We start from the raw sequence: 23,581 nt of genomic DNA, 5'->3' as shown, positions 1-23,581 counted from the left end.
CGTGACCGACACCGAGATCCTTGAGCGCATCCGCGCCATCTTCAAAGAAAACTTCGCGATCGAGCCCGAACGCGTGACGCCCGAAGCGCACCTGTTCGAAGAGCTCGATCTGGACAGCATCGACGCCGTCGATCTCGCGATCAAGCTGCAGGAGATGACGGGCCGCCGGATCAAGCCGGAGGAGTTCAAGTCGGTGCGCACGGTCGGCGACGTGATCGTCGCTGTCGAATCGCTGCTCGCGGCGCAGGGCTGATGCACGCGCCACGTTCGCACGCGCACGGCGCTTCGGACGACACGCAGACGCCGCACGCAGCGGAAACGCCGCCGGCCGGGTCACAGTCTGTGAACGGCGGCGAGCGCTCGCGCGGCGGGGCCGGTTTCGCGCTCGGCGTGCTCGCGAAGCTCGCGTATCCCGCCGTCATTCTGTGCGCGTGGTTCTGGGACCAGCCGCGCTTCGTCGGCTGTCTGCTGTTCGCGCTGCTGTGGCTGCAGCGCTGCGCGGGAACGGGCGCGTTCGGCGCGTCGCTGCGCAGGCTCACGCGCATCGACTGGGGCGTCGCGTTCATGCTGAGCGTCGCGTCGGCCGCCATCGTGTGGACGAACAGCGAACTGTTGCTGCGCATCTATCCGTCGCTGGTGAATCTCGGTTTGCTGATCGCGTTCGGCGCGACGCTCGTGCGCGGCCCGACGATGATCGAAAAATTCGCGCGCATCGGCACGCCCAATCTGAGCGAGCCCGCGATCCGCCACACGCGCCGCGTGACGCAGATCTGGTGTGCGTTCTTCCTCGCCAATGGCGTGTTCTCTCTCTATACCGCGCTGTACTGGCCGCGCGAGGCGTGGTCGCTGTATAACGGCGCGATTGCGTATGGGCTCGTCGGCGTGCTGCTGGTGGGTGAAATCGCATGGCGCTATCTCGTGATCCTGCCGCGCGCCCGGCGCTCGGAGGCGGCATGATCGCGCTGCACGAACTGCTGTCGTGCGCGCGCGCCGCACACGTGCCCGTCTGCCGCGACGACGAATCCGATAGCACGATCGAGTTCGCCGCGTTCCGCGCGCGCGTCTTCGCGATCGCATGCCAGTTGCGCGAAACCGGCGCGCGTCGCTACGCGTTGTGCATCGACGATCCGTTCGACTTCGCGTGCGCGTTGTTCGCGCTCTTCGCGTGCGGCAAGACGCCCGTGATTCCGGCGAACTCGACGCCCGGCTATCTCGCCGATCTCGCCGATGCGTACGACGCCGTGCTCACCGACGCCGACATTCGCGCGCATGCGGCAACGCAACCGCCGTCGGCGCTGCCGCTTCATATCGATCCGAACGCGCCGCTCACGCTCTACACGTCGGGCAGCAGCGGCACGCCGAAGCCGATCCACAAGACGCTCGCGCAGTTCGACGCCGAAGTGCATACGCTCGAACGCGAGTGGGGCGAACTCGTCGGCGATGCGACGATGCTCGCGAGCGTCCCGCATCACCACATTTACGGGCTGCTGTTTCGCGTGATGTGGCCGCTCGCGGCAGGGCGCGCGTTCGACCGGGCCGTCTGCATCGAACCGCAGCATGTGCAGGCGCGCATCGGCCAGTGCGGCGCGACGGTGGTCGTGTCGTCGCCCGCGCAACTGTCGCGCTGGCCCGCATTGCCCGGCTTCGCGGCGCTCGCGCCCGTGCCGCGCGCCTTCTTTTCATCGGGCGGCCCGCTCTCCGCCGAAGCCGCCGCTGAATACGCGGCCGCGTTCGGCGCCGCGCCGATCGAGATTTACGGCAGTACCGAAACGGGCGGCATCGCGTGGCGCCGTCAGAACGACACGTCGGCGTGGCGTCCCGTCAACGGCGTCGACGTACGGCGCGGCGAGGACGGCGCGTTGAACGTGCGCTCGGCGCATCTGGGTCACGACGACTGGCATCGCACCGACGACGCCATCGCGTTCGACGACGAAGGCCGCTTCCGTCTGCTGGGACGTCTGGATCGCGTGATCAAGCTCGACGGCAAGCGTGTGTCGCTGCCCGAGGTCGAAGCGCGTCTCGCGCTGCATCCGTATGTCGCGCAGGCGGCCGTGGTGAAGCTGGCTGGCGCCTCACGCGAGCGCGTGGGCGCCGTCGTCGCGCTCAACGAAGCCGGCAGCGAAGCGCTGCGCAGCGAAGGGCGCGTCGCGCTGGCGAAGACGCTGCGCCGCCACCTCGCCGCGTATTTCGACGTGGTCGTGCTGCCGCGTCATTGGCGCTTTCGCATTGCGTTGCCGTTCGATCCGCGCGGCAAGCTGCCCGTCGCGGCCGTCGCTGCCGCATTCGAGCCGCGCAGCGAAGGCTTCGAAGTGCTGTCCGAAACGCGCAATGGCGACGACCTGCATTACGAACTGCGCGTGCCGCCTTCGCTCGTGCATTTCGAAGGCCACTTTCCAGGCTTGCCGATCCTGCCCGGCGTCGTGCAGCTCGACTGGGCGATCCGTCTCGCCGCCGAACACGTGACGGGTGTACGTGAAATCGAATCCGTCGATCGCCTGAAGTTCACGGCACCCGTGATGCCGGGCGCCGTGCTCGACCTGAAGCTGTCGCACGATGCCGCGCGGCGGCGCGTGCAGTTCGCGTATCGCGTCGATGGTCGCGACAGTTCGTCGGGCGTGATCGTGTACCGGGAGCGCGCATGAGCGAAGTAGCCGAGGTGGCTTTTGCGCCGTGCGTCGTCATTCCGATCTACAACCACAAGGATGCGATCGGCGGCACCGTCGAGCGTCTTCTCGTCCACAAACTGCCCATCTTCGTCGTCGACGACGGCAGCGACGAGGCGACGCAAGCCGTGCTCGCGAAGCTCGCCTGCCAGTATCGCGAGCAGATGACGCTGCTGCGTCTGCCCGTCAACGGCGGTAAGGGCGCGGCCGTGATGGCGGGCTTGCGTGCAGCGAAGCGCGCCGGCTACACGCATGCGTTGCAGATCGATGCCGACGGCCAGCATGACGCGAGCGACGTGCCGCTCTTCCTCGATGCCGCGCGCGCCGAGCCGGCCGCCGTGATCCTCGGCCGTCCCGTCTATGACGAGAGCGTGCCGAAGTCGCGCCTCTATGGCCGCTATCTGACGCACGTGTGGGTGTGGATCGAAACGCTGTCGTTCACGATCCGCGATTCGATGTGCGGCTTCCGCCTCTATCCGCTCGATGCCGCCTGCGCGCTGATCGACAGCGTTCAACTGCCGACGCGCATGGACTTCGACATCGAGATTCTCGTGCGCCTGTACTGGCGGCGTCTTGCGTTCCGCGCGATTCCGACGCGCGTCGTCTATGCGACGGATGGCGTGTCGCACTTCGACGTGCTGTGGGACAACGTGCGCATCAGCGCGAGCCATACGCGGCTCGTCTGCGGGATGCTGCTGCGTCTGCCGATGCTGCTCGCGCACAAGGTCATGCCGCGTAAGTCGGCAGCGTCGGGTTCGAACGCCGATGGCGCAAAGTGGTGGCGTGTCGCCGAACGCGGCAGCCGCCTCGGCATGACGCTGCTCGCGCTCAGTTGCAAGCTGTTCGGCATGCGCTTCACCGCGCTGTGGCTGCATCCCGTGGTCGCGTATTTTCTGTTGACGGGCCGCGATGCACGCGCCGCGTCGCGCGCCTACTTCACGCATCTCGAACAGGCCGCGCCAGGCGAGCGCACGCCACGTCCCGGTTGGCGCTCCGCATACCGGCAGATGCTCGCGTTCGCGCAATCCGGACTCGACAAACTGGCCGCATGGTCCGGCCGCATCGATTCTGACGACGTGGTCTTCGACGATTCCGCCGCGTTCGAAGCGCTCGTCACCAGCGGCCGGGGCGCGCTCGTGATCGGCGCGCACCTGGGCAACCTCGAAATGACGCGCGCACTTGCTGCGCACGGCGGCCACGCGAAGGTCACGGCCATCGTCTATACCGAGCACGCGAAGCGCTTCAACAGCGTGCTGTCGACGGCGAGCAGCGACTTTGCGAAGCGGCTCGTGCAGGTGAGCGACTTCGGACCCGAGACGTCGATGATGATGCAGGAGCGCATCGATGCAGGCGAACTGCTGGTGATCGTCGGCGACCGTGTGCCCGCGCGCGAATCGGGCCGCACGACGGAAGCGCAATTCCTCGGCGCGACCGCGCCGTTTGCGCAGGGACCGTATGTGCTCGCGCATGCGCTTGGCTGCCCGGTGTATCTGTTCTTCTGCCTGAAAGAGCGCGATGAGCGCAAGCGCGAGCGCTACAGGCTGTACTTCGAGCCGTTCGCCGAGCGCATCGACCTGCCGCGCCGCGAACGCGCGCAGCATATTGCGGCATGGGCGCAGCGCTATGCGTCACGGCTCGAACACTATTGCCGCAAGGCACCGTATCAATGGTTCAATTTTTTCGATTTCTGGGCGCGTCCCCGAAAAGCGATAACGGGTGCAATCCCGAACGGAGACGCGAATGTCGGAACATGATCTGATCGACGATGCACACACGCATGCTGCACGCGCTGCCGCGTCACGCAAGGTGACGATCGGCGGGCGCAAGCTGTCGATCGAAGAGGTCGTCGCGATTGCAAAGGGACGCGCGCAGGTCGCGCTGAGCGGCGATCCCGCATGGCGTTCGCGCATCCAGCGCGGCGCGGATTTTCTGCGCCGTCATCTCGCCGCAGGCGAAACGGTGTACGGCGTGAACACGGGTTATGGCGACGCGTGCGTGGTCGACGTGCCGATGGAACTCGTCGAAGCGCTGCCGCTGCAGCTCACGCGCTATCACGGCTGCGGGATGGGCGCGTATCTCGACGACGCACAAACGCTCGCGGTGATCGCCGCGCGCCTGAACTCGCTCGCGTATGGCTTTTCCGGCGTGCGCCCGGTGCTGCTCGAACGGCTCGCCGATCTCGTCAATCATCGCGTGCTGCCGCGCATTCCGTCCGAAGGTTCGGTAGGCGCGAGCGGCGATCTGACGCCGCTGTCGTATGTGGCCGCCGCGCTCGTCGGCGAACGCGACGTGATGTTCGACGGCACGCTGCGCGATGCCGCCGGCGTGTGGGCACAACTCGGCCACGCGCCGTTGACGCTCGCGCCGAAGGAAGGTCTCGCGTTGATGAACGGTACGGCCGTGATGACAGGGCTTGCCTGTCTCGCGTTCGCGCGCGCCGAACATCTCGCGCGTCTGGCGGCGCGTTTGACGGCGCTGTCGACGGTCGCGCTCGACGGCCGCGCAGCGCACTTCGACGCGATGATTTTCGAAGCGAAGCCGCACGCGGGCCAGGCCGATGCCGCTGCATGGATCCGCGCGGACCTCGCGGGCCGCGACGATACGCCGGGCCACCGGTTGCAGGATCGTTATTCGATCCGCTGCGCGCCGCATGTGATCGGCGTGGCAGTCGATGCGCTGTCGTGGGTGCGACGCGACGTCGAGAACGAACTCAATAGCGCGAACGACAATCCGCTGATCGATCCCGATGGCGAGCGCGTGCTGCATGGCGGCAACTTCTACGGCGGCCATATCGCGTTCGCGATGGACGCGTTGAAGACGGCCGTCGCCAATCTCGCCGATCTGATGGACCGGCAACTCGCGCTGATCGTCGACGACAAGTTCAACAACGGTTTGCCGCGCAATCTGACGGGCGCGACCTCGGCGCGTGCGCCGATCAATCACGGCTTCAAGGCAGTGCAGATTTCGTCGTCGGCATGGACGGCGGAAGCGCTGAAGCACACGATGCCCGCGAGCGTGTTCTCGCGTTCGACGGAAGCGCACAATCAGGACAAGGTCAGCATGGGCACGATCGCCGCGCGCGACTGCCTGCGCGTGCTCGAACTGACGGAGCAGGTCGCTGCCGCGCACACGCTAGCCGCCGTGCAGGCGCTGAAACTGCGTGTGCGTCTCAACGAAGCGACGCTCGTGCCCGCGCCGCTGCGCGCGTTCGCGGACAGCGTCGCGGCGCTGTCGCCGTTCGTCGACGAAGACCGCGCGCTCGAAAGCGATCTGCGTGCGTTGACGGCGCGCATCGCCGATTGCGCATTGATCGAAGGAGGCGCGCAGCATGAATGAACGCCATCCGCACAAGACACTGAAGGCAAGTGCGATCGTCGAAGTGCCGTTTCATGATGTCGACGCGATGAACGTCTGCTGGCACGGCCACTATCTGAAGTACTTCGAGATCGGCCGCGCGGCGCTGTTGCGTGCCTTCGATTACGACTATCGCGAGATGCAGGCCTCGGGTTATCTATGGCCGATCGTCGAGGCGCATCTCAAGTACGTGCGGCCCGCGACGTATGGCCAGCAGATCGACGTGCGCACCGAGCTGCTCGAATTCGAAAACCGCCTGAAAATAGGCTATGAAATCGTCGATTGCGCGACGGGCACGCGGCTGACGAAGGGCTACACGATCCAGGTCGCGATCGAAGCCGCCACCCAGGAAACGCAGTTCGTGTCACCGCCCGTCGTGTTCGAGAAGCTGGAGCGCGCATGGGCACGTTGAATCTTCGCGCTGCGTTGACTGCGGCGCTGCTCGTCGCTGCAAGCGGGAGTCCGTTCGGCGCCGTGCAGGCAGCCACGCAAGCGCAGGCGCAGAACGGCAATGCGGCGCTCGTGTCGCAGGTTGCGGCGCGACTCGCACAAGCCAAAGGCGTGCGCGCGCAGTTCACGCAGACGCAGACGCTCTCCGCGATGAAGCAGCCGCTCGTCAGCACGGGCACGCTCGTGTTCTTCCGCGAGCGCGGCGTGATCTGGCGCGTGGATACGCCGTACAAGGCCACCTACGTGATCGGCGATGCCGGCGTGAGCGAAGTCGACGCGAACGGCAAGCGCATCAATACGAAGAGCGCGCAGGGCGTGCGCGGCGTCGCGCAGGTTTCGAAGATGATGCGCGCGATGCTCGGCGGCGATCTGTCCGCGCTGTATTCGCAGTTCGACGTCGACGCGCAGGGCACGCCGTCGCAATGGAGGCTCGACCTGAAGCCGAACCAGCCGCAGCTCGCGCAATCGATCAAAGGCCTGCAGATGACGGGCGGCGAATTCCTGCAGACGCTGCGCATCACGCTCGCGAACGGCGACGTCACGCAGATCGACTTCGCGAAGAGCGAGGCGATCACCGATCTGGCGCCCGGCGAGCGCTCGCTGCTAGGAGCACAATGATGCTGATGGCGCGACAGTGGACGAAGACGCAGTTGTGGAGCATGCGGGCCGCATGGCTCGTGCTCGCGCTCGTCGCTTCGCTGTACTGCGCCTGGCGCTTCATCGGGCCGTCTCCGCTGGAGACGAACCTGCTCGCGCTGTTGCCCGCGACGGAAGCCGATCCCGTCGCGGAGAAAGCCGTCGATACGCTTGCCAACGCGCTCGGCGATCGCACGGTGTTTCTTGTGACGAGCAGGAACGCCGATCATGCGAAGGCGGCGGCGAAGCAGTTCGGCGCCGCCTTGCAGAAGAGCGGGGCGTTCGCATCGGTGACGGCGGAGTTGCCGCCGTTCGACATGTCGCAGATCGGCGCGCTGTACATGCCGTATCGCTTCAATCTGCTGACGCGCGATGACCGAGACGCGCTCGCGACCAACACCGCATCGCTGCGCGATGCACTGATGCAGCGCCTCTACAATCCGGTGCGCGGCCCGCTCGCGACGCAACTCGCCGACGATCCGTTCGGCTGGCTGGAACATTGGCTGTCGGCGCTGCCGCTCGCCACGTCGAATCTCGATCTCGAAGACAACATGCTGGTCGCGCATCGCGGCGACACGACGAGCGTGCTCGTCGTCACGACGCTGCCGGGCTCCGCGTATGAAACGCAAACACAGCGCGCGGTGCTGTCGGTCGTTGCAGCGGCGCAGGATCAGCTGAAGACGGCGTGGCCCGATGCGAGCGTCGCGCGCACGGGCGCCGTGTTCTATGCGGAATCGGCGCGCAGCGCATCGGAGCGCGAAGTGCACCTGATCGGCGTCGCGTCCGCCTGCGGCATTGCGTTGCTGATGCTGTGGGTGTTCCGCTCGCCGCGCCTGCTGCTGTTCGGCTTCGTGTCGACGGCGCTCGGCATCGTGTGCGCGCTGGCCGCGACGATGCTCGTGTTCGGCAAGCTGCATCTGCTGACGCTGGTGTTCGGCGCGAGTCTGATCGGCGAGGCCGTCGATTATTCGATTCAATACTTCGTTGTTTATCTCGGCGCAGGGCCTGGGCAACGCGGCGGCTGGAACGCACGGCAGGGCGCGCGCTCGGTGCGTGCCGCGCTGAGCGTGGCGCTTGCGACGAGCCTGCTCGGCTACGCGATCCTCGCGTGGGTGCCGTTCCCGGCGCTCAAGCAGATCGCGTGCTTCGCGATCGTCGGCATTTGCACCGCGTTCGCGTCCGTGCTGTGGCTGCTGCCCGTGCTGCTCGTGAAGGGGCCGAAGCGCGCGCAACGGCGTCTCTTCCTGCGCGCCGCGACGTTGCTCGCGCGCTGGCACGCGACGATCGGCGGGAGACGTGCATGGATCGTCGCGGGTGTGCTGGTGCTGATCGCGATTCCGGGCTGGCTGCGCCTCGCCAGCGACGACGATATCCATCTGCTGATCCAGCGCGACCCTGCGTTGGTTGCGCAGGAAGATCAGGTGCGCAATGCGATCGGTGTCGACAACACCGCGCAGTTCTTCGTCGTGCGCGGTGCGTCGCAGGAAGTCGTGTTGCAGCGTGCGGAAGCGCTCGGCGCGAAGCTCGATGTGTTGAGCGGCGCGCAATCGGTGAACGGCTGGCAATCGGTGACGCAGTTCGTGCCGTCGGCGCGACGTCAGGCCGATGCGCGCGCGACCCTCGCGCAACATGTGTTCAACGATCCCGCCGCGCTTCGCTCGATGCTGCTGCAAGCGGGCTTTCGCGATGAAGTCGCCGATGCGTGGCTTGCTTCCTACGCGAAGTCGAACGCCGCGCCGCTGACGGTCGAACGCTGGCTCGCCACGCCGTGGTCGCAGCCGTATCGTCATCTGTGGCTCGGCGAGGTCGATGCACGCGGCGGGCATGGCTACGCGGCCATCGTGATTCCGCAGCGTGTGACGCCGCAAAACGTGACGGCGCTGATCGACACCGCGCGTTCGCTCGAAGGCGTCGTATTCGTCGACAAGGCCGCGAGCGTGTCGAAGCTGTTCGGCGCGTATCGCATCGATAGCGGCATCTGGCTCGCGGGCGCGCTGCTGCTCGTGCTGATTCTGCTGATGGTGCGCTACACGCCGCGCGGCGGCATCGTGACGACGCTGCCCGTGCTGCTCGCGATCGGCGTGACGCTCGCCGCGTTCGGCTATGCACGCGTGCCGCTGAATCTGTTCAACTGCCTCGCGCTCATGCTCGTGCTCGGCGTCGGCGCAAACTATGCGGTATTCCTGCGCGAAGGCTGCCTGCGCGATCACGCCGATCTCGGCGCGGTCTGGACGGGCGTGCTGCTGTCCGCGGCGACCACATTGCTGTCGTTCGGCATGCTGGCCTTAAGCGCAATGCCCGCCCTGAAGAGTTTCGGCGCCACGCTGGCGCTCGGTATTCTCGTGTCGGTGCTGCTCGCGCCGATCGGCATGCCGCCGGAAAGAAGGAGAGTCGTATGACCTTGCCACCCGTTTATCTGCATGCGCTCGGCATGGTCAACGCGCTCGGCGGCGACGTCGCTTCGATCGTGCCCGCGCTCGGCGCCGCGCATTCGCCCGGCATGGGACTGATGCATACGGGTATCGGCGATGCGTATGTGGGCCGCGTCGCGACGCCGCTCGACATCGCGCCGCCCGCCGCGCTCAAGCGCTTCGATTGCCGCAACAATCGCATGCTGCTCGCCGCGCTCGAACAGATCCGTCCGGAGCTCGAGGCGGCGCGCGAGCGTTATGGTTCGCACCGCATCGGCATCGTGCTCGGCACGAGCACATCGGGCATCGACGCGGCCGAAGTCGCGTTCGTGCATCAGGCGCAGGCGGGCCAGCTACCCGAAGACTTCAACTACCGGCAGATGGAGATCGGCACGGCTGCGCCGTTCGCGGCCGCTGCGCTGAATGTGCAGGGGCCGGCGTTCACGGTGTCGACGGCTTGCACGTCGAGCGCTAAAGCCTTCGTGTCGGCGCGCCGTTTACTACAGCTTGGACTGTGCGACGCGATGGTCGTCGGCGGTGTGGATACGCTGTGCGAGCTGACGGTGCAGGGCTTCGCGTCACTCGAATCGACGAGCGTCACGCGCACCAATCCGATGAGCCGCAACCGCAACGGCATCAACGTCGGCGAAGGCGCCGCCGTGTTCCTGATGACGCGCGAAGAAGGGGCGGTGCGGCTGGCGGGCGCGGGCGAATCGAGCGACGCGCATCATGTGTCGGCACCGGACCCGCAAGGTGTCGGCGGCGAACTGGCGCTGCGCGAGGCGCTCAGGGATGCGGGCGTCGAACCGCCGGCGATTGCGTATGTGAATCTGCACGCAACGGCCACGCGCAAGAACGACGACATGGAAGCGCATCTGATGTCGCGCGTGTTCGCGGACGGCGTGCCCGTCAGCGGCACGAAGCCGCTCACGGGGCATCAGCTCGGCGCGGCGGGCGCGACGGAACTGGGCTTCGCGTGGCTCACGCTCGCGCGCGACGACGTGCCGATGCCGCGTCATCAGTGGGACGGCGAGGCGGACCCGGCGTTGCCCATGCTCGATCTCGTGCAGAACGAGCGGCGCATTCCACGCGGCGGCACGCAATACGTGATGAGCAATTCGTTCGCGTTCGGCGGCAGCAACGTCAGCCTGATACTGGCGCGCTGAACGGTTCGAACGCGACGCGACAAACATAACGACATGAAGGCCACACCTGAGACCAAGGAAGTATTTCCGCCCATCGAGACGATCCTGCCGCATCGCGGCACGATGCTGTTGCTCGACGGCGTGAGCGCATGCGGCGACGAAACGCTGACGGCCTACACGGCCGTGCGCGGCGACGCATGGTATGCGGACGAAAGCGGCGCGATGCCCGCGTGGATCGGCATCGAGCTGATGGCGCAGGGTGTCGCCGCGCATATCGCGTTGCTGGCCATGCGCGCGGGCGGCCGCGCGCGTCCCGGCGTGCTGCTCGGCACGCGCAGCTACAAGGCGCACGCGAGCGCATTCGCGCGCGACGCGCATCTGAGCGTCAACGTGCAGGAAGTGCTGCGCGGCGACGAAGGCCACAGCGCCTACGAATGCACGATCGATCACCAAGGCGCGCGTTATGCGGACGCCGTCATCAAGGTGTTTCAACCGGGCGATTTTCAGACGTTCATCGAAGGGAGTATCAGTTCATGAGCCGCCGAGTTCTCGTAACGGGCGCGAGCCGCGGCATCGGCCGCGCGATTGCCTATCAGCTCGCTGCCGACGGTTTCGCCGTGTCCGTGCATTGCCGCACGGGTCGCACGGAAGCCGAAGCCGTCACGGCGGGCATTGCGGCGCAGGGCGGCTCGGCGCGCGTGCTGCAGTTCGACGTGCGCGACCGCACCGCGTGCCGCGACGCGCTCGAAGCGGATGTCGCCGCGCATGGCCCTTACTACGGCATCGTGAGCAGCGCGGGCGTGACGCGCGACGCGGCCTTCCCCGCGCTCACCGACGAAGACTGGGACGTGGTGATCGAAACGGGCCTCGATGCGTTCTACAACGTGATCCATCCGCTCACCATGCCGATGGTTCGCGCGAAAAAAGGCGGCCGCATCGTGACGATCGCATCGGTGTCCGGCGTGATCGGCAATCGCGGGCAGGTCAACTACAGCGCGGCGAAAGCGGGGCTGATCGGCGCGACGAAGGCGCTGGCCGTCGAACTTGCATCGCGCAGCATCACGGTCAACTGCGTGGCGCCGGGGCTGATCGAAACGGGCATGCTCGAAGACATGCCGCTCGAACATGCATTGAAGACCGTGCCGATGAACCGTGTCGGTCAGCCGGCTGAAGTCGCGTCAGTCGTCAGCTTTCTGATGTCGGATGCAGCCTCTTACGTGACGCGCCAGGTGATCGGCGTCAATGGCGGGATGATCTGATGAAGCGCGTCGTCATTACGGGCATGGGGGGCGTCACGGCGCTCGGCAGCCGCTGGGACGAGATCGAAGCGGCATTGAAGGCGGGCCGCAACGCGGTGCGGCGCATGCCGGAGTGGGATTACTTCGAGTCGCTGCATACGCGCCTCGCTGCGCCGCTGCCTGCATTCGCACAGCCCGCCGCCTGGCCGCGCAAGAAGACGCGCTCGATGGGCACGGTATCGATGTACGCGGTACGCGCAAGCGAACTGGCGCTCGCCGACGCGGGTCTCGCGGGCGACGAATCGATCAGCGACGGCCGCATGGGCGTCGCATACGGCTCGTCGTCGGGTTCCGTCGAGCCGATCCGCGCATTCGGCACGATGCTCGAATCGGGCTCGATGGCCGATGTCACGTCGAACAGCTACGTGCAGATGATGCCGCACACGACGGCCGTCAACGTGAGCCTGTTCTGGGATCTGAAGGGACGTATCTTGCCGACCTCGTCGGCGTGTGCGTCGGGCAGCCAGGCGATCGGCTACGCGTACGAGAACATCGCCATGGGCAAGCAGACGCTGATGCTCGCGGGCGGTGCGGAAGAATTGTCGGGGCCGGCCGTCGCCGTGTTCGACACGCTCTATGCGACCAGCACGCGCAACGACGAGCCGCACCTGACGCCGCGTCCGTTCGACGCGAAGCGCGACGGTCTCGTGGTCGGCGAGGGCGCGGCGACGCTCGTACTCGAAGAATACGAGCACGCGAAGGCGCGCGGCGCGACGATCCACGCGGAGATCGTCGGCTTCGGCTGCAATTCGGACGGCGCGCACATGACGCAGCCGACGGCGAACACGATGGCGCGCGCGATGCAGCTCGCGCTCGACGACGCGAAGCTCGACGCAAGCGCGATTGCGTATGTGAATGCGCATGGCACGTCGACGGATCGCGGCGACGTTGCGGAGAGCCAGGCAACGGCCCAGACCTTCGGCGAGCGCATGCCGATCTCGTCGCTGAAAAGCTACGTCGGCCATACGCTCGGCGCATGCGGCGCACTCGAAGCGTGGTGGACGATCGAAATGATGAAGCGCAACTGGTACGCACCGACGCTTAATTTGACGGAGATCGATCCCGCCTGCGCGCCGCTCGATTACATTCGAGGCGAAGCACGTGCGATCGATGCCGAATACGTGATGAGCAACAACTTCGCGTTTGGCGGCATCAACACGTCGCTGATTTTCAGGCGCGTTCGATGACGCGTGTGCAAGGCTTGCAACGCGTCGTCGTCACGGGCATGGGCATCGTGTCGTGCATCGGCAATACGCTCGACGACGTGAGCGCCGCGTTGCGCGATGGGCGCAGCGGCATCACGCGAATCGACGCGTGGCGCGAGCGCGGCTTCGGCACGCAGGTCGCGGGCGTGGCGTCGGTGAACGGCGAGCCGCCGTTTGACCGCAAGCTGGAACGCTTCATGGGCGATACCGCGCGCTTCGCCTGCCATGCGGCGCGCAAGGCCATCGACGACGCAGGTCTCGATCTCGCCGCGCTGCGTTCGCCCGAAGTCGGTGCGGTGCTGGGCTCGGGTGTCGGCACGATGTCCGCGTATGACGCGGCGATGGCCGTTGCGAACACGCGTGGTGTCGAGAAAACGCCGCCGTACACCGTGCCGCAGGCGATGAGCAGCACGGCCTCCGCGAATGTCGCGCAGGTGTTCGGCATCGAAGGCGTCACGTATTCGCCGTCGTCGGCGTGCACGACGTCGGCGCTCGCGATCGGCCAGGCAATGCAACTGATTCAAACGGGACGTCAACGGATCGTTCTCGCAGGCGGCAGCGAGTGCCTGCACGACAACATGACGCTGATGTTCGACGCGATGCATGCGCTGTCGCGCCGCTTCAACGACACGCCCGCGCGCGCGTCGCGACCCTACGATACGGCGCGCGACGGCTTCGTGATCGCGTCGGGCGGCGGTGTGCTCGTGCTCGAAGCGCTCGATCATGCGCTCGCGCGCGGCGCGCGCATCTACGCAGAGCTGACGGGGTTCGGCCACGGCACGGATGGCGCGAGCATGGTGTCGCCGCACGCGCCGGGCATCGCGCGCGCGATGCAGGCCGCACTCGACGAAGCGGGCGCGATGCCCGATTACGTGAATGCGCACGCGCCGTCGACGCCGCTCGGCGACATCGAGGAACTGCGCGCGTTGCAAACGGTGTTCGGCGCAGACGTGCCGCCGTTTTCGTCGACGAAGGGGCTGACGGGGCATCCGCTCGGCGCGTGCGGCGCACATGAAGCGATCTACACGCTGCTGATGATGCGCGACGGTTTCATCGCGGGGACGGCGGGCATCGAACAGATCGAGCCGCTCGCGCAACAGTTGCCGCTGGTGCAAGCCACGCGCGAAGCGACGATCGATCGCGCGTTGTCGGTGTCGTTCGGTTTCGGGGGTAGTTGCGCGAGCCTGATGTTCGCCAGGGTTTGAAACGTAGTACGCACAATAAACAACGACAAAGGGAATACGAAGAATGAAGAACAGAATCGCAATGGGGTTGGTGGCGGCCGTCGTGCTGACGCAGGCGGGCTGTACCACGAAGATCAAGTCGCTGCCGATGCCGGCCTCGGTCCAGACGCAGAGCGGCCAGGACGTGGCGCTTTATTTCGGCGATCAGGCGCATGCGTCGGTGCAGCAGTCGTTCGGCAGCAAGGAGTTCGCCGCGCGCGTGCCGCGCAAGCCCGATGTCAGCCCCGAGGCCAACTGCAACAACGCGCTCGCGAAGGCGCTGCAAGACCTGCGCGACTACGCACGCGCGCAGCACGCGAATGCCGTCATCGGCATCAAGACACGCTTTCAACACAACGAATCGGCTTCGTCGACCGAGTTCACGTGCGGCGCAAGCCTGAACGGATCGACACTCGCCGTGCGCGGCGACGTCGTCAAGCTGGAAACGCAATAAGAATATCCAACCACGAGGGTAATAACCATGAAGCGTCACCTGATCTGTGCAGCTGTCGTCGCATGTCTCGCCTCGCACGCGTTCGCGCGCGACACCGTCGCCAACTATCCCGTCGCCGAAGCGCTGACGAGCGAGCCGGGTAAAGTCGGCGACGATATTCCGCTGTATTTCGCGGGTCAGAAACATCCCGGCGTCGTGAAGAACTTCGGCGAGTTCGCGACGAACAAGAAGACCAACGCATTCGGCAAGAGCGACGAGACGGCGTGCCAGCACGTGTTCCTGTCGGCCGTGATCGAGCTTCAGGAGCGCGCGCGCAAGGAAGGCGGCAATGCCGTCATCAACATCAAGAGCAACTACAAGAACGAAGTGCGCGAGAGCGCGACGGAGTTCACCTGTGGGGCGGGTGCGGTGATTGCTGGTGTCGCGTTGAAGGGCGAAGTGGTGACGCTGAAGAAGTAAGGCTGAAGAGGCGGCATCGCGCGTGCGCGGTTGCCGCCTGTCGTGTCAGTCCGTCTTGACGGCCGCGACGTTAACGAGGGTTTCGCGGCGCTTGCCGACCTTCGGCGTGTAGATGCCGAGGCGCTCCAGCAGGCCGAAGTCTTTTGCGCGGCTCCACCACAGGTACGGCAGCGACACGTTGTGCGCACCGAAGGCGAAGCCGCCGTGACGGATCATGTCGAGATAGCCGTCCGCGCTCTTCTGCACCTGCATCGGATGACGAAAGAGCAGGCGGATCACCCACGACTTGATGTACGCATCCGTCGATTCGGCGAACAGCAGCACGCCGCCCGGCTTCAGCACACGACGGAACTCAGCGAGCGCGCGTTCCTGCTCGACGAGATGATGAAACGTCTGGTGGCAGAACACGATGTCGGCGCTGGCATCGGGCAGCGGCAGGCTGGCGCAGTCGCCATGCAGCACGTCGATGCTGGTCGCGCGCGTGTCGGCATGATCGCGGCAGGCGCGCGCGGCGTTCATCGCCAGTTCGAGCGACGGCTCGTGAAAGTCGATGCCGACGATGCGTTCTGGTTTGAACGTTTGCGCGAGCAGCCGGAATGAAATGCCCTGGCCGCAACCGACATCGACGATCACGGGCGACGTGGGAATCGGCGTGTCGATCAGGCGTTTGAGGTCGTTGATCGCGACGCGCAGCACGTGGTGTTCCCACGTGTGAGTACGGAGGAACCAGACGCCGAACGACGTCTCCGGTACGAAGGGCACGCCGCTCGATACGCTGGCTGTTTCGGTGGACTGCACGTTATTCCCCGGACGGTGATGGTGCTGGGTGGTCTTTGATTGGAATGGTTGTGCGACATTGTAATCGCTGGTAAGGATGCAAAGCGTTGCGCGCGCAATACGCTATTTGAAGGAAATTCAATGAATATGGATTCGTCGATGAACGCAGCGGTGGATGTGGCCATCATCGGAGCAGGACCGTCGGGCGCCGTCGCTGCGGCGCTGCTGCGCAAGGCGGGGCGGTCGGTGCTCGTGCTGGAGCGCCAGCACTTTCCGCGCTTTTCGATCGGCGAGAGCCTGTTGCCGCAGAGCATGGCTTACCTCGAAGAAGCGGGCATGCTGCAGGCCGTCGTCGAAGCGGGCTTCCAGTACAAGAACGGCGCGCATTTCGTGTATCGCGACCAGGCGTGTGCGTACGACTTCCGCGACAAGCATTCGACGGGTTGGGGCACGACGTATCAGGTCGAGCGTGCCGTCTTCGATGACCTGCTGATCCGCTGCGCGGCGGAGCAGGGCGCCGACGTGCGCTTCGGCCACACGGTGCTCGCGATGAAAACGGGTGACGAGCCCGTGCTCGACGTCGTCGACGAAGCGGGCAACGCCTACCAGGTACATGCGCGCTTCGTGCTCGACGCAAGCGGCTTTGGACGCGTGCTGCCGCGTCTGCTGAATCTCGAAGCGCCGACGCGCATGCCGACCCGCGCCGCGATTTTCACGCACGTGCGCGACGGTATTCCCGTCGAAGCACACGATCGCAGCAAGATTACGGTGGCCGTGCATCCCGAGCATCGCGACGTGTGGTACTGGATGATTCCGCTCGCGAACGGGCGCTCGTCGGTAGGTTGCGTGGCGGAAGCTGCGTTCCTCGATGTGCCTGAAGCCGAGCGAGAAGCGAAGCTGCGTGCGCTGATCCAGAGCGAGCCGACGCTGAATCGACTGATCGGCCATGCGCCGTTCCTGATGCCCGTGCGGCATATCGGCGGCTATTCGGCGAATGTCGAGCGGCTGCATGGGCCTGGGTACGCATTGCTCGGCAACGCGGGCGAGTTTCTCGACCCCGTGTTCTCGTCGGGTGTGACGATCGCGCTGCGGTCCGCGCATCTGGCCGTGCAGACACTGGCGCGCCAGTTGAACGGCGAAACCGTCGACTGGCAGTCGGCGTACGACATTCCGCTGCGCAAGGGCATCGACACGTTCCGCGCGTTCGTCGAGCGGTGGTACACGGGTGAATTGCAGGACATCATCTTCTACCCGCATCAGACGCCGCTGATCCGGCGCATGATCAGCGCCGTGCTGGCGGGCTATGCGTGGGACGAGACGAATCCTTATGTCGCCGATCCCGTTCGGCGGTTGAACTCGCTGCATGAAGTAATCGGTATGCAGCATTGACGCGAGAGCGCGTCATGTGCGGCGAGCGGCGTCCATGACGCGCCGCTTGCCATGCTCCGCTTTAAAAGCCGCGCAATGCCGCGGATGTAGAAATAACCCAACCGCATTGCAATGGTGAATTATTTTCCGCTATGCCGATTGCATTGCCATGCATTAAAAAATTTAAAAGAAGAATTAACATTTCGTCTTAATGAGGCGATTGCGGACTCTGGTTATTTCTCTGTACCATTGCGCGCAAGCGCGATTGCGTATTCAGAGCATAACGGGGCGGTATGGGGGCACAAGACATAATCAGTGCATTAAACGGCGGCTTGTCACAGCAAGATCGCTTGCTAAAACTCGACACGCCCTCATGCGATGAAACGTTATTGGCACAAAGGGCGATTGGTCACGCACGGCTTGGCCGTCAATACGAGTTCACGGTTGACGCAATTTCGCTGTCTGCCGGCGTCGAACTGAAAAAGCTCATTGCCCAGCCTGTCACGCTGTGGCTCCAGCAAGCCGACAAGAGCTATCTGCCGCATCATGGCTATGTGCATACTGCCCGCCGGCTGGGTTCCGATAGCGGTTTGACGAGCTATCAGATCGGTTTTGCTTCATGGCTGCATTTTCTGCGCTTCAGAAAAGATGCGCGAATCTGGCAGGACAAACCCGCGGACGAAATTCTCACTGACGTCTTTAACGAGCATCCGCAGGCACGCGGCGCGTTTCGGTTCGCGTTGTCAAAAGCTTTGCCGATGCGTTCTTTCTGTCTCCAATATGAGGACGACTGGAATTTCTGTCACCGGTTGATGGAAAGCGAAGGTCTGTTTACTTATTTCGAGCAGGCGAAAGACGGTAAATCGCATACATTGATCGTGACCGACGATATCGGCTCGCTCGACACGCTCGAACCTTCCGCCGTGAATTTTTATCGCGCGGGCACGAACAGCGAAACCGACGCGCTCGTGCAATGGAGCGGTTCGCGGACGCTGCAAAGCACGACGCTGACGACGCGCACGTTCGACTACAAGCGGCCCTCGTCGGCGTTCAATCCGCAGGGCACGTCGGTTCCGACGCATCCGGGCCAGGGCACGCTGCCGGCCCAGGCCGAGGTCTACGAATACACGGGCGCCTACACCTACGGCGAGCAGACGCGCGGCGATCAGTTGTCGACGCTGCGCATGGAAGAGTGGGAGTCGCGCGCCAAGCGCTTTCATGGCGTGGGCGCGCTGCGCCGCGCGGAAGTCGGGCACTGGTTCGAGCTCGATGGACATCCGGAGCACGGTGGCGGCGATCGCGCTGAACGGAAGTTCGCGGTGATCGACGTTGCGTGGTACATCGAGAACAACCTGCCCGTCAGCGTGTCGGCGCAGCCGTTCCCGCATAGCCTCGCGTCGCGTCTCGCGGAGGCGAAGGCGCAACTACGCGCGGCGGGCCTTCCGGACATCGAGCATGCGGACGGCAGCGTCGGCTTCGTACTGGTCGAAATCGAAGCGCAGCGGCGCGCGGTGCCTTTTCGCAGCCCGCTCGAACACCACAAGCCTGCGATGTCGCTGCAGACGGCGATCGTCGTCGGACCGGAAAACGAAGAGGTCTACACCGACGAGCTGAACCGCATCAAGGTACGCATGCACTGGGATCGCCGCGCCGAAGACGGCCCGCAGTCTTCCTGCTGGATGCGCGTCGCGTTCTCCGATACGGGCAGCGGCTATGGCAGCGTGCACGTGCCGCGCGTCGGCGAAGAGGTGATCGTCGACTGGGTAGACGGCGATTGCGACCGGCCGATCGTCACGGGCCGCGTGTACAACGGCGCGAAGCGTCCGCAGTGGCACTCGAATGGATTGCTGTCGGGCTATCGCTCGAAAGAGTATCAGGGCAGCGGCTACAACCACTTCGTGATGGACGACGCCACCGGGCAGAGCCGCGCGCAACTCTACAGCAGCAGCGCCAATTCGCTGCTGCATCTCGGCTATCTGATCGAACAGAACGGCAACACACGCGGCGCGTATCTGGGCTCGGGTTTCGATCTCAAGTCGGACGCATGGGGCGCGGTGCGCGCGGGCCGCGGCTTGTACGTGTCGACCTATGCGAAAGCCGCGACGAGTCAACCGCTCGATGTCTCCGACTCGCACACGCAACTGGTGAATGCGCAAAGCGTGATCGATGCGATGTCGCAGGCGAGTCAGACGCACCAGGCCGAAAGCCTGAACGATGGGCACGATGCGCTGAAGGCCTTCAGCGATGCGACGCAATCCAGCGTCACGGGTGCGGCGGGCGGCGGCCTGACGGCGGGCGGCGGCACGGGCAGCGCGAATGCGTTCGACAAGCCGGTGATGCTGTTCGGCAGTCCGTCGGGCATCGCGTTGTCGACGCAGGCTTCCACGCAGGTCAGCGCGGACCGGCATGTGAACCTCGTCGCGGGGCAGAGCGTGCACATTGCGACGGGCAAGTCGCTGCTCGCGGGCGTCACGGAACGCATCAGCCTGTTCGTGCAGAACGCAGGCATGAAGCTGTTCGCGGCAAAGGGAAAGATCGAGATTCGCGCGCATTCCGACAACATCGAACTGACCGCGCAAAAGAGCGTGAAAGTGATCTCGGCGACCGACACGATCGAGGCCGCCGCGCAGCAGGAGGTGTTGCTGACCTCGGGCGGCGCGTATATCCGCATCAAGGGCGGCAACATCGAAATCCACGCGCCGGGCAACATCGACATCAAGGGCGCGCAGCACGCGTTCGCCGGTCCCGTGAGCAACGACTATGCGCTTCCTGCGTTGCCGCAGGGCGCGCTGACGGGCATGCAAAGTCTGCGTTTTGCGACTTACGGTTCGGACCAGCTCGCGCAGGATATCGGCTGGGTCGGCAAGCCGTTCAGCATCGTCGACGGCAGCGGCACGGTGGTGCAGTCGGGGCAGATCGCCAGCGACGGCCGTCTGCCGCGCACGATGCTAGAGGCGTCCGATTCGCTCACGCTGAAGGTCGGTTCCGACAACTGGGACGCCCATCCCGTGCAAGCCGCGCAGGTGGACGATGCCCCCGAAGCGGCGGAACTGGCCGAAGACGACAACCCCTATCCCGTCGATATGACGGCCGCGCAGTTCCTCACGCAAGCGGACCTGACGGCACTCCTTTCATCCAGTGTCCTTGCTCAGACGAGCCGGGGCGAAGCCTGATGTAGGCCTCACACGAGCCTGATAAAGCGCATGAAGCGAAACAACTTTCGAACGATGGCAGCCGCGTTGCTGCTGGCGAGCGGCGTGCTCGCGCACGGCGCCGCGCGTGCCGAGCAATACGAAAGCGGCGTGACCCGCTGGGACGTCAAGGACGGCAAGCTGATGCTGGTCGCCGGCGTACTGACCGACAATTCGCGGCTGTACTACCTCAACTATGCGTTCTATCTGGAAGGGCGCGACAACACGCTGACGCTGATTCCCATCGTCAAGGACAAGGCGAAGCTCAACGACTACAGCCTGAACTTCTCGACCTTCAACGGCGGCGACGACATCATCACCGACGCGATGGTCGTCGTGAAAGGGGGCAACACATGGCTCGTGACGGCGCACAAGAATGCCGTGCACGGTTACAACAGCCCGGGGCCTGTCAGCACGCAGACGTATCGACTGTTCGCGGGCGGCGAGGTGCAATGGAAGTACTACTTCGCGCCCGTGGCCAAGGGCGACTATACGGAGCAGCAGAACTACACGGTGGAGCGCGCGCTGGCCGAAACGGCGAAAGCGCTGCACTGATGATGCCGGTTTCCCTTTTGCCCATGCCTGCCCGTGCGGTGCGCCATGACTAGATTCGTATCCGCGACTCACGACAAATCGACGCTGACGGTGCAATACGTCGCCGACAACGGGGACATCCTGTTGCGCAGCGGCGGCACGATCGCGTGGCGCTTCAACAATCCGGGCAACATGCGGCCGCCGTCGAAATACGTGACGACGTCGATCGGCGTGGGCGATTCGAAGAGCGGCAAGTTCTTCATCTTCCCCGACTACGACACCGGGCGCGCCGAGAAGAAGGCGCTGCTGCGCCGCAAGTACAACAACGAGACGATCGCGTCGGCGATGGAAATCTACGCGCCGCGCAGCGAGAACGACACCGACGCGTACATCAAGTGGATCTGCGATCACACCGGCTTTGCACGCGATCGGCAGCTCAGCTCGATGAACGACGGCGAACTCGACTCGATGATGTCGGCGATGGAAAAGCGCGAGGGCTACTACGCGCGGGTCGAGACGCGGCATGAGAAGTGGGTGAAGACGGCGTCCGTCACGCTGTCCAACGGCGCGCAGCCGATCCCGAATCAGCCCGTGGTCGTGAAGACGAACGGCAAGCAGCAGACGCTGCAGACCAACCCTCTCGGCCAGTTGCCGTTGTTGCCGTTCGAGCAGGCGGGCCAGCAGATCCAGCTGCTGATGCACGACACGCAGGACGGTCTGAAGGAGATCGGCACGATCACGACGCAGGCGGTGTCGTCGGCGCATGTGTTCTTCCGCGATCTGTTCGTCAGCACGGCGGCCACGCAGACTCACTATGCAAAGGACTCGACGCGCAACGACGCGAAGACGCCGTTTCGCTACAAGATCGTGTCGGGCGACACGCTCGGCAAGATCGCCGCGAAGTTCAAGACGAGCGTCGATCAGCTGAAGCAGGACAATCATCTGAAATCGGCGCGCATTTTCGCGGGCGACTATCTGACGATTCATGGCTCGAAGCCGCAGGAGCAGGCTGCGCCTGAGCACGCGAGTGCCGCGAAGGCGAAGCCCGCTTCATCCGAAGCCGGTGACGCGATGCAAAGCGGCTCGCACGGCAGTCTGTCGTCGCTGGGACACGATGCGTCCGCGCCGAAGTCCGCGCCGGCATCGACAGCGGCTACTGCAACGGCATCGACACCCGCATCGACGCCAAAGAGTACGCCCGCCGCCAGCGCACCCGCGCCTGCATCGGCCGCCGCTGCGCCGCAAGGCGCTTCATCCGCCGTGACGCCGGACCGCAGCAAGCAGGGGCAGGGACATCCGCTTGCGCTGATTCCCGCCGTCTCGCCGCAGGCGCCGTGGATGGAAAAGGCGCTGGACCAGGCGAAGCTCTGGCATGGCCAGAAGGAAGACGTGATCACGAAGACGATCAACTATCACAAGGAAGTGGGCGGCAATCTGAAGTCGCTGGTCGGCAACGGCAATCCGTGGTGCGCGTCGTTCGTGAACTGGTGTCTGATGCAGGCGGGCTACCCGATCACCGCGAGCCCGATGGATTCGCAGTCGTTTCGCAACAGCAAGAACTTCGTGAAGATCGATCATCCGGTGTTCGGCGCGGTAGCCGTCTACAAGCATCCGAAGGGCGGCCACGCTGCTTTCGTCTACGCGAAGACGAAAGCGGGCGGCCCGATCCTGCTGGGCGGCAACCAGAGCGACGCGATCAACTTCGGCACGCAGAAAGCGTCGGAGCTAAAGGGCTTTTATGTGCCCGCGAGCTATCTCAAGTTCGCGCAGGCTGAACTTGCCAAGGGCGCCGTACTCGAAACCTCGACCGCCGACGAACTCAACGACGCCTTCCACATCGAATTCAAGAAGAAGAAAGATCATGCCGATCGCTAATACGCTTGCACGCGTTACCGTTTTGCTGGCCCTGCTCGGGTGCGGTGCCGTAGCCTTCGCCGCGCCGAATGCCGCCGAGTGCGTGACGAAGACCGACATCAAGTCGCTCGACGAGACCTTCTGGAAGCACTATCCGTCCACCGACGCCTTCACGCGCTATGCGGCACCCGACATGAAGATCGCCTCCAATGTCGCCGACGTCGCGAACATCAACGAGACACAGAAGACAGGGCCGGCGCGAGCGGGCCAACTGGCATCGTTTTTCGCCGATCATCCCGAGTACTTCGGCTCGTTCAAGACGGCACATGACGCGACGTTTCTCTATTACCCCGGACGCGACCGTCATCCCGATGCGCTGAAGACCGTATCGACGTATCCGGCGGGGCAGTGCGTGTCGATGTTCCACTACGATCTCGCGCAAAGCCAGTGCACCGCGGGTCAGCGCGTGCGTGCGCTGCGCCTGTCGTTCGTGAAGGAAGCAGGCAAGCTCACGCTGCGCGTGGTGCAGGTCGCGATGGAAGCGTGCCCGTGAGCGGCA

General features: G+C 64.9%; 21 protein-coding genes. 20 read left to right on the top strand and 1 reads right to left on the bottom strand.

Going from position 1 to position 23,581, the window contains the following annotated elements:
• Position 1 precedes the first annotated feature (1 nt).
• From G3N95_RS33575 to G3N95_RS33505, 15 genes are read left to right on the top strand one after another with little or no spacing between them, the layout of a single operon-like run.
• Positions 2-253: an acyl carrier protein gene (locus tag G3N95_RS33575; protein WP_028369852.1), complete on the top strand. Its 252-nt coding sequence runs from the start codon at positions 2-4 to the stop codon at positions 251-253.
• Positions 253-957, top strand: a complete 705-nt coding sequence (locus G3N95_RS33570) for a hypothetical protein (RefSeq protein WP_205974399.1) — start codon at positions 253-255, stop codon at positions 955-957. The genes G3N95_RS33575 and G3N95_RS33570 overlap by 1 nt, the downstream gene beginning before the upstream one ends.
• Positions 954-2,642 carry an AMP-binding protein gene (locus tag G3N95_RS33565; RefSeq protein ID WP_205974398.1) on the top strand — a complete coding sequence of 563 codons (1,689 nt, stop codon included), beginning with the start codon at positions 954-956 and terminating at the stop codon, positions 2,640-2,642. Before G3N95_RS33570 ends, G3N95_RS33565 begins: the two co-directional genes overlap by 4 nt.
• The gene (locus G3N95_RS33560) at positions 2,639-4,417 is read left to right on the top strand and encodes a glycosyltransferase family 2 protein (RefSeq protein ID WP_205974397.1); all 1,779 of its coding nucleotides are present in this window, start codon (positions 2,639-2,641) and stop codon (positions 4,415-4,417) included. The genes G3N95_RS33565 and G3N95_RS33560 overlap by 4 nt, the downstream gene beginning before the upstream one ends.
• Positions 4,404-5,999, top strand: coding sequence for an aromatic amino acid ammonia-lyase (locus G3N95_RS33555; RefSeq protein ID WP_205974396.1), 1,596 nt, complete (start codon positions 4,404-4,406; stop codon positions 5,997-5,999). The genes G3N95_RS33560 and G3N95_RS33555 overlap by 14 nt, the downstream gene beginning before the upstream one ends.
• On the top strand, positions 5,992-6,429 hold the full coding sequence (locus G3N95_RS33550) for a thioesterase family protein (RefSeq protein WP_205974395.1): 438 nt from the start codon (positions 5,992-5,994) through the stop codon (positions 6,427-6,429). The genes G3N95_RS33555 and G3N95_RS33550 overlap by 8 nt, the downstream gene beginning before the upstream one ends.
• Positions 6,417-7,085, top strand: coding sequence for an outer membrane lipoprotein carrier protein LolA (locus G3N95_RS33545; RefSeq protein WP_205974394.1), 669 nt, complete (start codon positions 6,417-6,419; stop codon positions 7,083-7,085). Before G3N95_RS33550 ends, G3N95_RS33545 begins: the two co-directional genes overlap by 13 nt.
• A complete protein-coding gene (locus G3N95_RS33540) occupies positions 7,085-9,502 on the top strand; it encodes an MMPL family transporter (RefSeq protein ID WP_205974444.1) in 2,418 nt (805 codons plus the stop codon). Before G3N95_RS33545 ends, G3N95_RS33540 begins: the two co-directional genes overlap by 1 nt.
• Complete coding sequence (locus tag G3N95_RS33535; protein WP_205974393.1) at positions 9,499-10,680, top strand: beta-ketoacyl-[acyl-carrier-protein] synthase family protein; 1,182 nt, start codon at positions 9,499-9,501, stop codon at positions 10,678-10,680. The genes G3N95_RS33540 and G3N95_RS33535 overlap by 4 nt, the downstream gene beginning before the upstream one ends.
• Positions 10,681-10,713: 33 nt before the next feature.
• Positions 10,714-11,196, top strand: coding sequence for a hotdog family protein (locus tag G3N95_RS33530; protein WP_205974392.1), 483 nt, complete (start codon positions 10,714-10,716; stop codon positions 11,194-11,196).
• The gene (locus tag G3N95_RS33525) at positions 11,193-11,918 is read left to right on the top strand and encodes a 3-ketoacyl-ACP reductase FabG2 (RefSeq protein ID WP_205974391.1); all 726 of its coding nucleotides are present in this window, start codon (positions 11,193-11,195) and stop codon (positions 11,916-11,918) included. Before G3N95_RS33530 ends, G3N95_RS33525 begins: the two co-directional genes overlap by 4 nt.
• Positions 11,918-13,144: a beta-ketoacyl-ACP synthase gene (locus G3N95_RS33520; RefSeq protein ID WP_205974390.1), complete on the top strand. Its 1,227-nt coding sequence runs from the start codon at positions 11,918-11,920 to the stop codon at positions 13,142-13,144. Before G3N95_RS33525 ends, G3N95_RS33520 begins: the two co-directional genes overlap by 1 nt.
• Positions 13,141-14,367 (top strand): beta-ketoacyl synthase N-terminal-like domain-containing protein, encoded by a 1,227-nt coding sequence (locus G3N95_RS33515; protein WP_205974389.1) that lies wholly within the window; start codon positions 13,141-13,143, stop codon positions 14,365-14,367. Before G3N95_RS33520 ends, G3N95_RS33515 begins: the two co-directional genes overlap by 4 nt.
• A 43-nt stretch (positions 14,368-14,410) precedes the next feature.
• Entirely contained in the window at positions 14,411-14,839 is a 429-nt protein-coding gene (locus tag G3N95_RS33510; RefSeq protein ID WP_205974388.1) for a hypothetical protein, read from the top strand.
• Between the two features lie 27 nt (positions 14,840-14,866).
• The gene (locus G3N95_RS33505) at positions 14,867-15,298 is read left to right on the top strand and encodes an excinuclease ABC subunit A (RefSeq protein WP_205974387.1); all 432 of its coding nucleotides are present in this window, start codon (positions 14,867-14,869) and stop codon (positions 15,296-15,298) included.
• Between the two features lie 45 nt (positions 15,299-15,343).
• Here the strand turns inward: G3N95_RS33505 and G3N95_RS33500 are convergent, their stop codons facing one another.
• Positions 15,344-16,096, bottom strand: coding sequence for a class I SAM-dependent methyltransferase (locus tag G3N95_RS33500; RefSeq protein WP_205974386.1), 753 nt, complete (start codon positions 16,094-16,096; stop codon positions 15,344-15,346).
• A 120-nt stretch (positions 16,097-16,216) separates the two neighbouring features.
• Between G3N95_RS33500 and G3N95_RS33495 the strand changes: the two genes are divergently transcribed.
• From G3N95_RS33495 to G3N95_RS33475, 5 genes are all read left to right on the top strand, one after another.
• Positions 16,217-17,464 carry an NAD(P)/FAD-dependent oxidoreductase gene (locus G3N95_RS33495; protein WP_205974385.1) on the top strand — a complete coding sequence of 416 codons (1,248 nt, stop codon included), beginning with the start codon at positions 16,217-16,219 and terminating at the stop codon, positions 17,462-17,464.
• A gap of 272 nt (positions 17,465-17,736) precedes the next feature.
• A complete protein-coding gene (locus tag G3N95_RS33490; protein ID WP_205974384.1) occupies positions 17,737-20,616 on the top strand; it encodes a type VI secretion system Vgr family protein in 2,880 nt (959 codons plus the stop codon).
• 30 nt (positions 20,617-20,646) lie between these two features.
• The gene (locus tag G3N95_RS33485; RefSeq protein WP_241019099.1) at positions 20,647-21,189 is read left to right on the top strand and encodes a hypothetical protein; all 543 of its coding nucleotides are present in this window, start codon (positions 20,647-20,649) and stop codon (positions 21,187-21,189) included.
• Positions 21,190-21,234: 45 nt separating this feature from the next.
• Positions 21,235-23,043, top strand: a complete 1,809-nt coding sequence (locus G3N95_RS33480; RefSeq protein WP_205974383.1) for a TIGR02594 family protein — start codon at positions 21,235-21,237, stop codon at positions 23,041-23,043.
• A complete protein-coding gene (locus G3N95_RS33475) occupies positions 23,030-23,575 on the top strand; it encodes a hypothetical protein (protein ID WP_241019098.1) in 546 nt (181 codons plus the stop codon). Before G3N95_RS33480 ends, G3N95_RS33475 begins: the two co-directional genes overlap by 14 nt.
• The last annotated feature ends 6 nt before the right edge of the window (positions 23,576-23,581 follow it).

It is taken from the genome of Paraburkholderia sp. Tr-20389 (assembly GCF_017104565.1).
In the GTDB taxonomy this organism is placed as follows: domain Bacteria; phylum Pseudomonadota; class Gammaproteobacteria; order Burkholderiales; family Burkholderiaceae; genus Paraburkholderia.
This window is presented reverse-complemented; position numbering and strand designations above follow the sequence as displayed.

What these genes read in the sequence shown, in the direction of transcription:
- G3N95_RS33570 (WP_205974399.1), top strand. Translation starts at nt 253, where the DNA reads ATGCACGCGCCACGTTCGCACGCGCACGGCGCTTCGGACGACACGCAG.
- G3N95_RS33565 (WP_205974398.1), top strand. Translation starts at nt 954, where the DNA reads ATGATCGCGCTGCACGAACTGCTGTCGTGCGCGCGCGCCGCACACGTG.
- G3N95_RS33560 (WP_205974397.1), top strand. Translation starts at nt 2,639, where the DNA reads ATGAGCGAAGTAGCCGAGGTGGCTTTTGCGCCGTGCGTCGTCATTCCG.
- G3N95_RS33555 (WP_205974396.1), top strand. Translation starts at nt 4,404, where the DNA reads ATGTCGGAACATGATCTGATCGACGATGCACACACGCATGCTGCACGC.
- G3N95_RS33550 (WP_205974395.1), top strand. Translation starts at nt 5,992, where the DNA reads ATGAATGAACGCCATCCGCACAAGACACTGAAGGCAAGTGCGATCGTC.
- G3N95_RS33545 (WP_205974394.1), top strand. Translation starts at nt 6,417, where the DNA reads ATGGGCACGTTGAATCTTCGCGCTGCGTTGACTGCGGCGCTGCTCGTC.
- G3N95_RS33540 (WP_205974444.1), top strand. Translation starts at nt 7,085, where the DNA reads ATGCTGATGGCGCGACAGTGGACGAAGACGCAGTTGTGGAGCATGCGG.
- G3N95_RS33535 (WP_205974393.1), top strand. Translation starts at nt 9,499, where the DNA reads ATGACCTTGCCACCCGTTTATCTGCATGCGCTCGGCATGGTCAACGCG.
- G3N95_RS33530 (WP_205974392.1), top strand. Translation starts at nt 10,714, where the DNA reads ATGAAGGCCACACCTGAGACCAAGGAAGTATTTCCGCCCATCGAGACG.
- G3N95_RS33525 (WP_205974391.1), top strand. Translation starts at nt 11,193, where the DNA reads ATGAGCCGCCGAGTTCTCGTAACGGGCGCGAGCCGCGGCATCGGCCGC.
- G3N95_RS33520 (WP_205974390.1), top strand. Translation starts at nt 11,918, where the DNA reads ATGAAGCGCGTCGTCATTACGGGCATGGGGGGCGTCACGGCGCTCGGC.
- G3N95_RS33515 (WP_205974389.1), top strand. Translation starts at nt 13,141, where the DNA reads ATGACGCGTGTGCAAGGCTTGCAACGCGTCGTCGTCACGGGCATGGGC.
- G3N95_RS33510 (WP_205974388.1), top strand. Translation starts at nt 14,411, where the DNA reads ATGAAGAACAGAATCGCAATGGGGTTGGTGGCGGCCGTCGTGCTGACG.
- G3N95_RS33505 (WP_205974387.1), top strand. Translation starts at nt 14,867, where the DNA reads ATGAAGCGTCACCTGATCTGTGCAGCTGTCGTCGCATGTCTCGCCTCG.
- G3N95_RS33495 (WP_205974385.1), top strand. Translation starts at nt 16,217, where the DNA reads ATGAATATGGATTCGTCGATGAACGCAGCGGTGGATGTGGCCATCATC.
- G3N95_RS33490 (WP_205974384.1), top strand. Translation starts at nt 17,737, where the DNA reads ATGGGGGCACAAGACATAATCAGTGCATTAAACGGCGGCTTGTCACAG.
- G3N95_RS33485 (WP_241019099.1), top strand. Translation starts at nt 20,647, where the DNA reads ATGAAGCGAAACAACTTTCGAACGATGGCAGCCGCGTTGCTGCTGGCG.
- G3N95_RS33480 (WP_205974383.1), top strand. Translation starts at nt 21,235, where the DNA reads ATGACTAGATTCGTATCCGCGACTCACGACAAATCGACGCTGACGGTG.
- G3N95_RS33475 (WP_241019098.1), top strand. Translation starts at nt 23,030, where the DNA reads ATGCCGATCGCTAATACGCTTGCACGCGTTACCGTTTTGCTGGCCCTG.